The sequence below is a fragment of the Kocuria flava genome (assembly GCF_001482365.1).
Classification (GTDB): Bacteria; Actinomycetota; Actinomycetes; order Actinomycetales; family Micrococcaceae; genus Kocuria; species Kocuria flava.
This window is the reverse complement of sequence record NZ_CP013254.1, coordinates 1157140-1171595: the sequence shown is the minus strand read 5'-3', so window position 1 is coordinate 1171595 and position 14456 is coordinate 1157140. Positions and strand designations below refer to the sequence as shown.

General features: G+C 68.5%; 7 protein-coding genes and 3 rRNA genes. 2 read left to right on the top strand and 8 right to left on the bottom strand.

Annotated features, from left to right (window positions below; translation table 11 throughout):
* Positions 1-74: 74 nt before the first annotated feature.
* Both AS188_RS05280 and AS188_RS05275 read right to left on the bottom strand, forming a co-directional pair.
* Positions 75-1013, bottom strand: coding sequence for an SDR family oxidoreductase (locus AS188_RS05280; protein WP_058857971.1), 939 nt, complete (start codon positions 1011-1013; stop codon positions 75-77).
* Positions 1014-1130: 117 nt separating this feature from the next.
* A complete protein-coding gene (locus tag AS188_RS05275; RefSeq protein WP_058859747.1) occupies positions 1131-1943 on the bottom strand; it encodes an alpha/beta fold hydrolase in 813 nt (270 codons plus the stop codon).
* 228 nt (positions 1944-2171) lie between these two features.
* On the opposite strand from AS188_RS05275, the gene AS188_RS16840 reads away from it, so the two are divergent.
* Positions 2172-2330: a hypothetical protein gene (locus AS188_RS16840; RefSeq protein WP_157570912.1), complete on the top strand. Its 159-nt coding sequence runs from the start codon at positions 2172-2174 to the stop codon at positions 2328-2330.
* 117 nt (positions 2331-2447) lie between these two features.
* Here AS188_RS16840 and rrf read toward each other — a convergent pair.
* The 3 genes from rrf to AS188_RS05260 form a co-directional block, all read right to left on the bottom strand.
* Positions 2448-2564 (bottom strand): 5S ribosomal RNA (gene rrf / locus AS188_RS05270).
* Positions 2565-2750: 186 nt separating this feature from the next.
* Positions 2751-5886, bottom strand: a 23S ribosomal RNA gene (locus AS188_RS05265).
* Positions 5887-6633: 747 nt separating this feature from the next.
* Positions 6634-8162, bottom strand: a 16S ribosomal RNA gene (locus AS188_RS05260).
* The 16S, 23S and 5S rRNA genes sit together here, the layout of an rRNA operon.
* A gap of 509 nt (positions 8163-8671) precedes the next feature.
* Here AS188_RS05260 and AS188_RS05255 point away from each other — a divergent pair.
* Positions 8672-9019 carry a hypothetical protein gene (locus AS188_RS05255; protein ID WP_058857970.1) on the top strand — a complete coding sequence of 116 codons (348 nt, stop codon included), beginning with the start codon at positions 8672-8674 and terminating at the stop codon, positions 9017-9019.
* A gap of 230 nt (positions 9020-9249) precedes the next feature.
* Here the strand turns inward: AS188_RS05255 and AS188_RS05250 are convergent, their stop codons facing one another.
* From AS188_RS05250 to AS188_RS05240, 3 genes are all read right to left on the bottom strand, one after another.
* A complete protein-coding gene (locus AS188_RS05250; protein WP_058857969.1) occupies positions 9250-10827 on the bottom strand; it encodes an AMP-binding protein in 1578 nt (525 codons plus the stop codon).
* Between the two features lie 103 nt (positions 10828-10930).
* Complete coding sequence (locus AS188_RS05245; protein WP_058857968.1) at positions 10931-12169, bottom strand: acyl-CoA dehydrogenase family protein; 1239 nt, start codon at positions 12167-12169, stop codon at positions 10931-10933.
* Positions 12170-12217: 48 nt separating this feature from the next.
* Complete coding sequence (locus AS188_RS05240) at positions 12218-14341, bottom strand: 3-hydroxyacyl-CoA dehydrogenase NAD-binding domain-containing protein (RefSeq protein ID WP_058857967.1); 2124 nt, start codon at positions 14339-14341, stop codon at positions 12218-12220.
* Positions 14342-14456 lie beyond the last annotated feature (115 nt).

Below are 14456 nucleotides of genomic sequence, written 5' to 3'. Positions count from 1 at the left end.
GCCGATGTCCGCCGTCCGCCAAGGGTCCGCGGCGCGGGTGCGTCCCGCGGCTCCCGGGCGAAGCGGCCGTCGGGTCACGGCGAGGGGGATCCCCCGTTGACGTTGAGGGTCTCGCCGATGACGTAGCTGGACTCCGGCGAGGCCAGGAAGACGTAGGCCGGGGCGAGCTCGGTCGGCTGGCCGGCACGGCCCAGGGGCGTCGACGTGCCGAACTCGGGCAGCGCCTCCTTGGGCTGGCCGTCGCTGACCTGCAGCGGGGTCCAGAACGGGCCGGGGGCCACCGCGTTGACCCGGATGCCCCGGGGTGCGAGCTGCTGGCCCAGACCCTTGGTGAAGTTGTTGATCGCGGCCTTGGTCGAGGCGTAGTCGAGCAGGTGCGGGGAGGGCTCGTAGGCCTGGATCGAGGTCGTGTTGATGATCGAGGACCCGGCCGGGAGGTGCTTCAGGGCGGCCTTGGTGATCCGGAACATCGCGATGATGTTGACCGTGAACGTGTCCGTGAGCTGCTCGTCGCTCAGCTCCTCGAGGCTCTCCACGGCGATCTGCTTGCCCGCGTTGTTGACGAGGACGTCCAGTCCGCCGAGGCCCTCGACCGCCTGCTCCACGAGCGAGGAGCAGAAGTCCTTGTCGGTGAGGTCTCCGGGCAGCAGCACGGCCCGGCGCCCCGCCCGCTCGATGATGCCCTTGACCGCCTGCGCGTCGGGCTCCTCGTCCGGGAGGTAGTTGAGGGCGACGTCGGCCCCCTCCTTGGCGAAGGCGATCGCGACCGCGGCGCCGATCCCGGAGTCGGCACCCGTGATCAGCGCCTTGCGCCCCTCGAGACGCCCGGTCCCCCGGTAGGAGAACTCGCCACGGTCGGTCTTCGGCTCGAGCTCGGCGTCGAGACCCGGCTCGGGCTGGTCCTGCTCGGGGGGCTCGACCACCGGGTACCGGTCGACCGGGTTCTGGAAGGTGAGCTGGTCGGTGCGCTCCCGGTGGGCGTCGTCCGGGCGGGTGCCGCTGGTGTCGCTCATGTCCGCTCCTCTCGTCGTACGTCGTTCATGGAAGCATACTGACGAACAGGACGAAAGCCTACTGATGACCCCCGCGGGAGCCGGAAGTTCACTGCGGGAGAACAGCGGCGGCGCGGCTCAGGCGGGCAGCCGCCGCAGGAACGCGTCCACGGCGGCGTCGAAGGCCTCGGGCTGCTCCATGCTGGGCGTGTGCCCCGCACCGTCGACGACGACGAGCTCGGCCCCCGCCACGAGCTCCGCCGTGCGCCGCCCGGCGCCGCCGTCGAAGGGGTCGTCGGCACCCACCACGACGAGCACGGGCAGCTCCGCACCGGAGAGGAGGTCGGTGTAGTCCCGGCGCTCGGCGCGCCCCCGCATCGCGGCGGCCGCCCCCTCGGCCGGGGCGGACTGCAGCATCGCGAGGACCCGGGCTGCCGTCTCCGGCATGGCCTCGACGTTGGCCTCGGCGATCATCTTCCCCAGCACGGCCCGCCCGTACTCCTCCATGCCCGTGCGCAGGATCGTGTCCGCCGTGACGTGGCGGCGGCGGCGGCCCGCCGTGTCCTCGGCCTGGGGAACGGTGTCGTTGACGACCAGGGCGCGCACCCGCTGCGGGTGCCGGTGCAGCAGCTCCATGGCGACCTGCCCGCCCATCGAGAAACCGACGACCACGGCCCGGACGACGCCGGCGTGGTCGAGCAGGGCAGCGAGGTCGTCCGCGAACTCCTCGGTGTAGACGATGCCCGCAGTGCCCTCCGACCCGCCGAAACCCCGCAGGTCGGGGGCGAGAACCCGCCAGCCGCGGGACGAGAAGACCTCCACCTGACGCTCCCACATGCTCCGGTCGTAGGCGTGCCCGTGGACGAGGAGCAGCGCAGGCCCCTCCCCCCGATCGGTGTAGGCCGTGGTGATCTCGCCGGTGCGGGCGTGGGCGGTGGGGGTAGCGGACATGCTGGGGCCTCTCTGCGGGACGACGGGGGAACGGTCGGCCTCCAGGGTAGCGAAGCCGTGCACGGCTCCGCGCGGCGGCGGGAGCCCTCGGCCGGGCACGGCAGCGCGCCGCCGGCTCGGCGGCGGCCGGTCCGCACCGGCCGCCGTGGCGGTGGCACCCCTGTCGCGACGCCCGCACGGCGCGTAGCGTGGCCCGCAGCCGTCGCCCGACGGCGGAGAGGAGAGGCGATGAGCCAGAACGTGCCCGACCCCGCGCAGAACAAGCCCTCGCAGGCGGAAGGAGACGCGCCGGAGGACCAGCAGGTCGAGACGGCCGTGGACCCGGCCGGGAACAAGCCCTCGCAGGCGGAGGGCGACGCCCCGCAGGATCCGCCGGGGGACGACTGAGACGGCGCCCCGGGGAGGGGGGACGGCCGAGGTGGCGTCCGGCAACCGGGGTGCCGGGTGGTTGAATGCGGGGAGCCCCCGCACCGTGTGGTGCGGGGGCTCGACCCTTCTGGTGTGGTCCGGCGGTGTCCTACTCTCCCACACCCTTCCGGGTGCAGTACCATCGGCGCTGTGGGTCTTAGCTTCCGGGTTCGGGATGGGACCGGGCGTTTCCCCCACGCTATGACCGCCGTAACTCGTTCTCCGCGGCCCGGCCCGCGGGGGGTGCCCGGGGTGGGTGGGAAGTCGTGTCACGACTGCTCGTGAGTATTCAGTTGTGGTTCCCGTACCGTTGCCCGACCACGGGGTCGGGGACGGGGGTTGTTGGTTGGGAGCCGTATAGTGGACGCGGTGTTCTGTGCCCCACCAGGGGTGGGGGTTGTGGGTAAGTTGTCGGCCTATTAGTACCGGTCGGCTGCGCACGTCGTTGGTTCGTGCTTCCACCTCCGGCCTATCAACCCAGTGGTCTCGCTGGGGGCCTCTCGCACCACGAGGGTGCGTGGAAATCTCATCTCGAAGCGAGCTTCCCGCTTAGATGCTTTCAGCGGTTATCTCTTCCGAACGTAGCGAAGCAGCGGTGCACCTGGCGGTACAACTGCCATACCAGAGGTTCGTCCGTCCCGGTCCTCTCGTACTAAGGACAGGTCTTCTCAAATTTCCTGCGCGCGCAGCGGATAGGGACCGAACTGTCTCACGACGTTCTGAACCCAGCTCGCGTACCGCTTTAATGGGCGAACAGCCCAACCCTTGGGACCAACTCCAGCCCCAGGATGCGACGAGCCGACATCGAGGTGCCAAACCATGCCGTCGATATGGACTCTTGGGCAAGATCAGCCTGTTATCCCCGAGGTACCTTTTATCCGTTGAGCGACGGCCATTCCACAATGTACCGCCGGATCACTAGTCCCGACTTTCGTCCCTGCTCGAGCTGTCGCTCTCACAGTCAAGCTCCCTTGTGCACTTACACTCGACACCTGATTGCCAACCAGGCTGAGGGAACCTTTGGGCGCCTCCGTTACTCTTTAGGAGGCAACCGCCCCAGTTAAACTACCCATCAGGCACTGTCCCTGACCCGGATCACGGGCCGAAGTTAGATGTCCAGAGTGACCAGAGTGGTATTTCAACGATGACTCCACGAGCACTGGCGTGCCCGCTTCACAGTCTCCCACCTATCCTACACAAGCCACACCGAACACCAATACCAAACTATAGTAAAGGTCTCGGGGTCTTTCCGTCCTGCTGCGCGTAACGAGCATCTTTACTCGTACTGCAATTTCGCCGAGTTCATGGTTGAGACAGCGGGGAAGTCGTTACTCCATTCGTGCAGGTCGGAACTTACCCGACAAGGAATTTCGCTACCTTAGGATGGTTATAGTTACCACCGCCGTTTACTGGGGCTTAAATTCTCCGCTTCGCCGTGAGGCTAACGGGTCCTCTTAACCTTCCAGCACCGGGCAGGAGTCAGTCCGTATACATCGTCTTGCGACTTCGCACGGACCTGTGTTTTTGATAAACAGTCGCTTCCCCCTGGTCTCTGCGGCCCTTACCCGCTCCCGGAAGCATGTTCCGTTCACGGTCCGGGCCCCCCTTCTCCCGAAGTTACGGGGGCATTTTGCCGAGTTCCTTAACCATGATTCTCTCGATCGCCTTGGTATTCTCTACCTGATCACCTGTGTCGGTTTGGGGTACGGGCGGCTGGAACCTCGCGTCGATGCTTTTCTCGGCAGCATAGGATCACCGAATCCCCCCACGAATGGGGGTCCCGTCACGTCTCAGGCCCGTGATCCGCGGATTTGCCAACGGATCGCCCTACACGCTTGGACCGGGTCTACCATCGCCCGGCTCGGCTGCCTTCCTGCGTCACACCTGTTAATACGCTTACCTCCCCGGTTCAGGTCCCACGCTCCCCGGCGCCGGCGATGACCAATGGTCACCGCGTGGCCCGGTTCGGGTGGTTAGTGTCCCCGGTTCGATAGGGGCGGTTCTTCGCCGGTACGGGAATATCAACCCGTTGTCCATCGACTACGCCTGTCGGCCTCGCCTTAGGTCCCGACTGACCCAGGGCAGATTAGCTTGACCCTGGAACCCTTGATCATTCGGCGGACGGGTTTCTCACCCGTCTTTCGCTACTCATGCCTGCATTCTCACTCGTGTGGGCTCCACCACTGGGTCACCCCGCAGCTTCACTGCCCACACGACGCTCCCCTACCCATCGCACCACCTGAACCGGACCCCCGAAGAGGACCGGTTGGGTATCATTGGTGCAATGCCACAACTTCGGCGGTGTACTTGAGCCCCGCTACATTGTCGGCGCGGAATCACTTGACCAGTGAGCTATTACGCACTCTTTCAAGGGTGGCTGCTTCTAAGCCAACCTCCTGGTTGTCTGAGCAACTCCACATCCTTTCCCACTTAGCACACGCTTAGGGGCCTTAGTTGGTGGTCTGGGCTGTTTCCCTCTCGACTATGAAGCTTATCCCCCACAGTCTCACTGCTGCGCTCTCACTTACCGGCATTCGGAGTTTGGCTGACGTCAGTAACCTTGTAGGGCCCATCGGCCATCCAGTAGCTCTACCTCCGGCAAGAAACACGCAACGCTGCACCTAAATGCATTTCGGGGAGAACCAGCTATCACGAAGTTTGATTGGCCTTTCACCCCTACCCACAGCTCATCCCCTCCATTTTCAACTGAAGTGGGTTCGGTCCTCCACGCGCTCTTACACGCGCTTCAACCTGGCCATGGGTAGATCACTTCGCTTCGGGTCTAGATCACGCCACTCACACGCCCTGTTCGGACTCGCTTTCGCTACGGATACCCCTCACGGGTTAACCTCGCGACGTAACACTAACTCGCAGGCTCATTCTTCAAAAGGCACGCCGTCACCCCGTAAGGCTCCGACGGATTGTAGGCGCACGGTTTCAGGTACTATTTCACTCCCCTCCCGGGGTACTTTTCACCTTTCCCTCACGGTACTGGTCCGCTATCGGTCATCAGGGAGTATTTAGGCTTACCAGGTGGTCCTGGCAGATTCACACGGGATTTCTCGGGCCCCGTGCTACTTGGGCACGCGCTCCATGCGGCAGCAACGATTTCGTCTACGGGACTTCCACCCTCTACGGCCCGGCACTCACACCGGTTCGACTATCGCCCTGCACTCACACGCCCGGGCCGGCAGACCCAGGACAAACACGCCCCACAACCCCGATGATGCAACCCCTGCCGGGTATCACACACCACCGGTTTAGCCTCTTCCGCGTTCGCTCGCCACTACTGACGGAATCACTGTTGTTTTCTCTTCCTGTGGGTACTGAGATGTTTCACTTCCCCACGTTCCCTCCACGCACCCTATGAATTCAGGTACGGGTCACCACGCATAACACGCGGCGGGGTTTCCCCATTCGGAGACCCTCGGATCACAGCTCGTTTATCAGCTCCCCGAGGCATATCGCAGATTACCGCGTCCTTCATCGGCTCCTGATGCCAAGGCATCCACCGTACGCCCTTGAAAACTTGCCACATGATCACAGAACACACCGACCGGCCACACACCGGGCACCACCACACCACCCACCCCGACACAACGGGAAGGACAGCACGAGGGCACCACGGCCGGCAGCCGGCGGCGATCACAAATCACGAAAACGTCCCGCACCACCCCACCCGACAGGCAGGAACCCACCCCGCGAACGGGGCGAGCACGGTGCGGCGTCTTCAAGATGCTCGCGTCCACTATACAGTTCTCAAACAACAACCCACACACCCCACACCACCCGGACGCCACCCCCAGGAACCCACCCCCGCCCTCCACCACGGAGAACGGGACCAGACCCGGGGCAAGCATCCGGCGCAGGGCGCCGGGAACAACCGAAACACCACACCCCCCGCACCACCACCCACCACGCCGACCACAGGACGAACCCGCGACCGACCCACAGCAGGACAGCGACAACAGAAGGGCCTGTTGTCTCAGGACCCAACAGTGCGCCAAGGACCACACCAGCACCAGCAGCACCGGGCCCGCGTTCCACCACCCCCACAGGCCCCCGTCAAGGAACCCCCAGGAGCAGGTACTGAACAGACCCGCACCACCAGCACCCCACCACCACCAGCACCGACCACCCCGCAACGGGGACAGCAGGAGACGGCGGCCGTGGTGTGCGGCCACTCGTTCGTTGATATTCCACCCATGAGCTCACCCCACCAGCACCACGAACGGGCACTCAGGCGGGGGCGACCACCACACGGCGGTCAACGGCTCCTTAGAAAGGAGGTGATCCAGCCGCACCTTCCGGTACGGCTACCTTGTTACGACTTAGTCCCAATCGCCGGTCCCACCTTCGACGGCTCCCTCCCACAAGGGGTTAGGCCACCGGCTTCGGGTGTTACCAACTTTCGTGACTTGACGGGCGGTGTGTACAAGGCCCGGGAACGTATTCACCGCAGCGTTGCTGATCTGCGATTACTAGCGACTCCGACTTCATGAGGTCGAGTTGCAGACCTCAATCCGAACTGAGACCGGCTTTTTGGGATTAGCTCCACCTCACAGTATCGCAACCCTTTGTACCGGCCATTGTAGCATGCGTGAAGCCCAAGACATAAGGGGCATGATGATTTGACGTCATCCCCACCTTCCTCCGAGTTGACCCCGGCAGTCTCCTATGAGTCCCCACCATCACGTGCTGGCAACATAGAACGAGGGTTGCGCTCGTTGCGGGACTTAACCCAACATCTCACGACACGAGCTGACGACAACCATGCACCACCTGTCCACCAGCCCCGAAGGGAAGCACTGTCTCCAGTGCGGTCCGGTGGATGTCAAGCCTTGGTAAGGTTCTTCGCGTTGCATCGAATTAATCCGCATGCTCCGCCGCTTGTGCGGGCCCCCGTCAATTCCTTTGAGTTTTAGCCTTGCGGCCGTACTCCCCAGGCGGGGCACTTAATGCGTTAGCTACGGCGCGGAGAACGTGGAATGTCCCCCACACCTAGTGCCCAACGTTTACGGCATGGACTACCAGGGTATCTAATCCTGTTCGCTCCCCATGCTTTCGCTCCTCAGCGTCAGTAACAGCCCAGAGACCTGCCTTCGCCATCGGTGTTCCTCCTGATATCTGCGCATTTCACCGCTACACCAGGAATTCCAGTCTCCCCTACTGCACTCTAGTCTGCCCGTACCCACTGCAGACCCGGGGTTGAGCCCCGGGCTTTCACAGCAGACGCGACAAACCGCCTACGAGCTCTTTACGCCCAATAATTCCGGACAACGCTTGCGCCCTACGTATTACCGCGGCTGCTGGCACGTAGTTAGCCGGCGCTTCTTCTGCAGGTACCGTCACTTGTGGCTTCTTCCCTGCTGAAAGAGGTTTACAACCCGAAGGCCGTCATCCCTCACGCGGCGTCGCTGCATCAGGCTTGCGCCCATTGTGCAATATTCCCCACTGCTGCCTCCCGTAGGAGTCTGGGCCGTGTCTCAGTCCCAGTGTGGCCGGTCACCCTCTCAGGCCGGCTACCCGTCGTCGCCTTGGTAGGCCATTACCCCACCAACAAGCTGATAGGCCGTGAGCCCATCCAAAACCAGTAAAACCCTTTCCACCCCCCACCATGCGGTAGGACGTCGTATCCAGTATTAGACCCGGTTTCCCAGGCTTATCCCAGAGTCAAGGGCAGGTTACTCACGTATTACTCACCCGTTCGCCACTCATCCACCCCAGCAAGCTGGAGCTTCAGCGTTCGACTTGCATGTGTTAAGCACGCCGCCAGCGTTCGTCCTGAGCCAGGATCAAACTCTCCGTCAAAAAAACAGAAAACAAAACCCCGGCCGACAAGACCACCACACCCCACGGAGGCAGGGCACAGCGATCCATCAACCAGATAAAACATCCGGTATCAACAAACATGGCACACTATTGAGTTCTCAAACAACAGACCGGCAACCGGGCCACCAGACCCCGAAACCGAGATGAATTCTCGTCGTCGTCGTCGGGTTCGCGATTTCTCGTTCCTGCCCGAAGCAACCTCTCCAGCTTATCCAGCCGTTCACCTTCTCGCAACTCGCTGTCTCCCGCGCAGCGGGCATCGCTCGTCTCGAGGAGAGGGGCTGGTTCTTGCCGGAGTTCGGCGGCGTCGGCCGGGGCGATCTCTCGCGTCCCTTGCGGCGACTCGGAATACATTACACACGCCCCGGGGGACCGTCAAAACCGGAGCTCCCCCGGTCCGGAGGGGCGGCCGGAGCGGTTCCTGGGGCCGCGCGGCGGTCGTGCGTAGGCTGATCGAACACCGTTTCCACGAGCAGGAAGGACCTCAGATGAGCACCTCACCGGAAGAGCTGCCCGAGACGCCCGACACCTACGAGGGGGCGGCCGAGGTCGACCCGGAGCACTGGCGCGAGGACCCCCTGGTCGAGGGCGAGGAGGCCGCCGTCGACGAGAGCGACCGCGCGGACCCCGAGCACCCGGACGTCCCCAGCGAGCAGGAGGAGCGCGACGAGCGCCGGGACGAGCGCTACCTGGAGGGCGACGAGCAGATCCCGCCGGATGAGCCCCGCATGGGCGAGGCCCTGGCCGATCTGGACGTGCCCGTGGACCCGACCTTCGAGGACGAGGTCGACGCCAGCAACGACTCCTTCCACGCGGGCGGCGATCCGCTGGCCTGAGCACCGGGACGGAGCGGCCGGCCCGTCCGCCGGCCGTGCAGCAGGAGGCCCCCGCCGCCCGGCGGGGGCCTCCTGCTGCACGGGGCCCCCGCCGCGCGGGAGCTCGTGCTGGACGGGCGCCCGTGCCGGACGGGCCGCCCGGCCGCGCGCGTCTCCCGCGGCGCGGCCGCACCGCGCCCTTCCCCGGCGCCGTGACCGGGGCCCGGTCGCGAACCGGGCGCCGCTGCGGGTCAGGCGCCGCGGAGCTCGTTCTTGCGCACCTTGCCCGTGGCGGTGCGGGGCAGCTGCTCGGGGAAGCGGATGCTGTCCGGGACCTTGAAGCGCGCCAGCCGCTCCGCGGCGTGGGCGCGCAGCTCCTCCGCCGTGGCGGAGGACCCACCGGTGCGCACGACCCAGGCCACCGGCCGCTCGCCCCACTTCTCGTCGGGCACGCCGACGACGGCGACGTCGAGGACGTCCGGGTGGGAGGCGAGGGCCTGCTCGACCTCGATCGAGGAGATGTTCTCCCCGCCCGAGATGATGATGTCCTTCGCCCGGTCCTTCAGCTGCAGGTAGCCGTCGGGGTGCATCACCCCGAGGTCGCCGGTGTGGTACCAGCCGCCGCGGAACGCCTCGGCGGTGGCCTGCTCGTCCTTGAAGTAGCCGAGCATCACGTTGTTGCCGCGCAGCACGACCTCGCCGAGGGTCTCGCCGTCGGCGGGGACGTCCCGCATCCGCTCGTCGACGACCCGGGCGGACTCGGCCTGCAGCATCCCCACCCCCTGGCGGGCCATGGTCCGGGCCCGCTCCGCCGGCGGCAGCTGCGCCCACTCGTCCTGGGGCTCGCAGATGGTGTGGGGGCCGTAGACCTCCGTGAGCCCGTAGACGTGGACCACGCTCATCCCGTGCTCCTCGAGCCGTTGGATCACGGAGGGGGCCGGCGGGGCACCAGCGGTCGTGATCCGCAGCGGCCGGTCCAGCGGGTGGGCCTGCTCGGCGTCCACGATCGTGGAGCACACCACGGGCGCCCCGCACAGGTGGGTGATCCCCTCGGTGTCGAACGCCTCCCAGACGGCCTCGGCCCGCACGGCGCGCAGGCACACGTGCCGTCCCCCGGCGGCGGTGACGGCCCAGGTGGTGCACCAGCCGTTGCAGTGGAACATCGGCAGGGTCCACAGGTAGCGGGTCGCACCGTCGAAGCCGTTGTGGAACACCTCGCCGAGGGCGTTGAGGTACGCGCCGCGGTGGGAGTAGAGCACGCCCTTGGGCGGGCCGGTGGTGCCGGAGGTGTAGTTCAGGGTGATGGGGGTGTTCTCGTCGGCGACCCGCCACGGCAGGTCGGGTCCGTCGGGGCCCGCCTCCAGGAACCGCTCGAGGGCCACGGCGCCCTCGGGGGCCGCCGGCGGTGCGCCGGTCGTGGGGTCGTTCACCTCGACGACGACGGGCGCCGGCTCCAGCTGCCGCGCGACCCGGGCGACCGTGGCCACGACCTCGGTGTCGGCGAGCACGACCCGGGCCTCCGAGTGGCCCAGGACGTAGCCGAGCTCCCGCCCGGACAGGCGCGGGTTCAGCGGCACGAGCACCCCGCCGGCCAGGGGCACGGCGTAGTGGGCGAGCAGCATCTCCGGGACGTTGGGGGCCACGACGGCCACCCGCCCGCCCGGTTCGAGGTGCGGGCCCAGGGCCCGGGCCAGACGCTGGGCCTCGGCCGCGAACCGCCGGTAGGTCCAGCGCCGCGTCCCGTGCACGACCGCCTCGCGGTCGGGGAAGACCTCGGCGGAGCGCTGCAGGAACCGCAGGGGGCTCAGGGGTTCGTGGTTGGCGAGCACGGTCGTCCTCCTGTCGTCCCGGGGAGCACGCCGGGAGTCGTGGCCGGGGCGGCGGTGGCCACCGGCGGGGTCGGGGACCGCCGTCGTCCCGGCGGTGGCGGGCTCAGGCGAAGGCCGAGATGCCGGTGATCCCGCGCCCCACGATCAGGGCCTGGACGGTCTCGGTGCCCTCGTAGGTGTGCAGGGCCTCGACGTCGGCGAAGTGGCGGGCCACCCGGTGGCGCACCAGGATGCCGTTGCCGCCGAGCAGGTCGCGGGCGTTGGCGGCGATCGAGCGGGCCGCGCGGGTCGCGGTGTACTTCGCGAGCGAGGCCTGCTCGGCGGTGAGCGTGCCGGCCTCCTCCCGCTCGGTCATCCGCGCCACGAGCAGCTGGATCTGGGTGAGCTCGCTGAGCATGCGGGCCAGCCGCTCCTGGACGATCTGCGAGGCCGCGAGCGGGCGGCCGAACTGCACGCGCTGGGCGGCGTACTGCACGGCCGACTCGTAGCAGGCCTGGGCGTGGCCGACCGCGCCCCAGGCCACGCCGATGCGGGTGGCGAACAGGACCGCGGCGGTGTCCTTGAAGGACCGGGCCGCCGGCAGGACGTTCTCCTCGGGGACGAAGACGTTCTCGAAGCGGATGTGGGCCTGGTGGATGGCGCGCAGGGCGAGCTTGCCGGGGATGGTCGTGCCCGTGTACCCCTCGCTCTCCTGCGGGACGACGAACCCGTGCACCCGGCCGTCGGCGTCGGAGCGGGCCCAGACCACGGTGATCCCGCCCATGGAGCCGTTGCCGATCCACTTCTTCTCGCCGTTGAGCAGCCAGCCGCCCTCGACCGGGCTCGCCCGGGTCTCGAGGCCCACGGAGTCCGAGCCGTGGGTGGGCTCGGTGAGGGCGAACGCGCCGAGGAGCTCGCCCGTGGCCATGCGCGGCAGCCAGCGCTGCCGCTGCTCCTCGGTGCCGCACATCGCGATCGAGCGCATCGCCAGACCGCCCTGGACGCCCGTGACCGTGGCGATCGACCCGTCCCCGCGGGAGAGCTCCATGCACACGAGTCCCGCCGCGGTCTTGGACATGGGCGCGAAGCCCTCGACCGCCACGCCGTCGCGCAGGAGGTCGAGCTCCCCGAGGCGGCGGACGAGGTCGAGGGAGTACTCGGCGCGGTCCCAGTGCTCGCCGATGACCGGCAGCAGGTCCTCCTCGACGAAGGCCCGGGCGCGCATCCAGTGCTCCCGGTCGGCGGCGGCCACGGAGTCGAGGACCCCGGCGGCGTCGGTGTCGAGGGCGCGGTCGAGGACGTAGTCGGGCTCGACGGTGCCGGCGGGGAACAGGCTCTCGCCGGTCTCGGGGGTGGCGGTCATGGCGGTCGGTCCTTCGGGTCGGTGGGGCGGGAGGCGGGCGGACGGGGCTCAGCCCGCGGCGAAGCGGCGGCCGAGCACGCGCTCGGCGGCGCCGGTGCGGTCGAGGTACGGGGTGATCCCGCCGAGGTGGAAGGGGTAGTTGGCGCCGAGCACCATGCACAGGTCCACGTCCTCGGGCCCGGCGACGACGCCCTCCGCGAGCATCGTCCCGATCTCCTCGGCCAGGGCGTCCTGGACCCGGGCGAGCAGCTCCTCCGCCGTGGCGGGGGCGGCCCGCCGCGGGTCGCGGGTGCGCTCGAGTAGCTCGGCGGCCGGGGCGGCCAGGTAGCCGTCGGCCCCGGTCGCGGGCTCCTCGCGGGTCGGCAGCACGTGCTGCAGGCCGGCCTCGACGACGGCATCCATCCACGGCGAGCGCGCGAAGCGTTCGGGGTAGGCCTCGTGCATGGTCGCGTTCACGTGGTGCAGCACGGCGGGGCCCACGAAGTCGAGCAGCCGCAGCGGGGTCATGGGCAGGCCCATCGGGTCCGGGGCGCGGTCCGCCACGGCGGGGTCCGTGCCCGCGTCGACCGCCCGGACCACGACGTCGAACATGCGGGTCAGCACCCGGTTGACCACGAACCCGGGGGCGTCCTGGACGCGCACGGCCGTGCGCCGCAGCCGGGCGGCGAGGTCGAAGGCGGTGGCCAGGGCGGTGTCCCCGGTGCGCTCGCCCGCGACGACCTCGAGCAGCGGGGTGACCTCCACGGGGTTGAAGACGTGGAAGCCGACCACCCGCTGGGGGTGCCGCAGCCCCTCGGCCATGGCCGTCACGGACAGGGAGCTGGTGTTGGTGGCCAGCACCGCGTCGGGGCGCAGCACGCCCTCCCACTGGGCGAGGACGGCGCGCTTGACCTCGAGGTCCTCGAACACGGCCTCGATCACGAAGTCGGCGTCGGCGAGGTCCTCGGGGCCGCGGGCGCCGGTGACCAGCGCGGAGAGCTGCTCGGCGCGCTCCGGGGAGAGCCGGCCCTTCGCGGCCTGGGCGGCGAAGCGCTCCCGGGTGCGGGCGACACCGGCGGCCAGGCGCTCGTCGTCGAGGTCGGTCATGACCACGGGGATCCCGGCGCCGCCGGCGATCAGGGAGGCCAGCTGCCCGGCCATCAGCCCGGCGCCGATCACCGCGGCGCGGCGCAGCGGGGCGGGCGGGACCGGCGGGACGTCGGCGGCCCGCCGGGAGCGGGCGGAGACGAGCTCGAAGGCGTAGAGGGAGGCCTTGGCGACGTCCCCGACCACGAGCTCCGCGAAGGCCCGCACGGCACGGTCGCCGTTCTCGGTGCGCGACTGCGTGCGGGCCGCGGCCACGAGGTCGATCGCCACGAGCGGGGCCGGGGCGGCGCCGTGCCAGGTGCGCTCGGCGCGGGCGCGGGCGGCCTCGACGGCCTGCTCCCACTCCTGCGCGTCCGCCTCCCCCGGGGTGCCGGCGGGACGGCGGGGGGCGCCGGCGTCGATGGCCTCGAGCCGGGTCGCGACCCACTGCTGCCAGCCGCTCTCCCACTGCTCGGTGCCGGGGGCGGCGTCGAGGACGGCGTCGAGCAGGCCGAGCTCGAGCGCCTCGGGGGCCCGCAGGGTGCGCCCGCGCATCGGGGCGAAGACGATCTGCTCCAGGGCGGCGGCGGGCCCGATCAGGTGCGGCAGCAGGTGCACCCCGCCCCAGCCCGGGAAGAAGCCGAGGCGGCACTCGGGCAGCCCGAGCGGCCCTGCGCCGCGGTGGCCGATCCGGTGGTCGGTGTGCAGGGCCAGCTCCAGGCCGCCGCCGAGGGCCTGGCCGGTGACCAGGGAGAAGGTGGGGACCGGGGCGTCGGCGAGCAGCCCGAAGGCCTCGTGGCCGAGGCCGACGTACTCCTCGGAGGCCCCGCGCAGCTGGGCGGAGCGGATCTCCTTGAGGTTCGCCCCGGCGCCGAAGGACCGCTCGTTGCCGGTGACCACGATCGCCTCGACCGCCCCGGTGTCGAGGCCCGCGAGGACGTCGCGGAGGTCGGCGAGGGCCCGGGAGCCCCAGATGATCAGCCCGCCCGGTTCGGTGGCGTCCAGCCGCACGAGCGCGGTCGGCCGGGTCCGGCCGGGCAGCACGAGCTGCTCCGCCCGCACGTCGACGGTCGAGGGGAACGAGGGGGCGGACGCGGTGGGGGCCATGGGCGGTGCTCCTGGGTCGGCGCGGTGCGGGCGTCCCGCACGGTGATCGCCACCACACTGCCTGATACTCAGTATCATCGTCAAGGGACTCAGTATCACAATCGGGTCCCGGGGA

Coding starts and splice junctions, on each gene's coding strand:
- AS188_RS05280 (WP_058857971.1), bottom strand. CDS start 1,013: ATGAGCGACACCAGCGGCACCCGCCCGGACGACGCCCACCGGGAGCGC.
- AS188_RS05275 (WP_058859747.1), bottom strand. CDS start 1,943: ATGTCCGCTACCCCCACCGCCCACGCCCGCACCGGCGAGATCACCACG.
- AS188_RS16840 (WP_157570912.1), top strand. CDS start 2,172: ATGAGCCAGAACGTGCCCGACCCCGCGCAGAACAAGCCCTCGCAGGCG.
- AS188_RS05255 (WP_058857970.1), top strand. CDS start 8,672: ATGAGCACCTCACCGGAAGAGCTGCCCGAGACGCCCGACACCTACGAG.
- AS188_RS05245 (WP_058857968.1), bottom strand. CDS start 12,169: ATGACCGCCACCCCCGAGACCGGCGAGAGCCTGTTCCCCGCCGGCACC.
- AS188_RS05240 (WP_058857967.1), bottom strand. CDS start 14,341: ATGGCCCCCACCGCGTCCGCCCCCTCGTTCCCCTCGACCGTCGACGTG.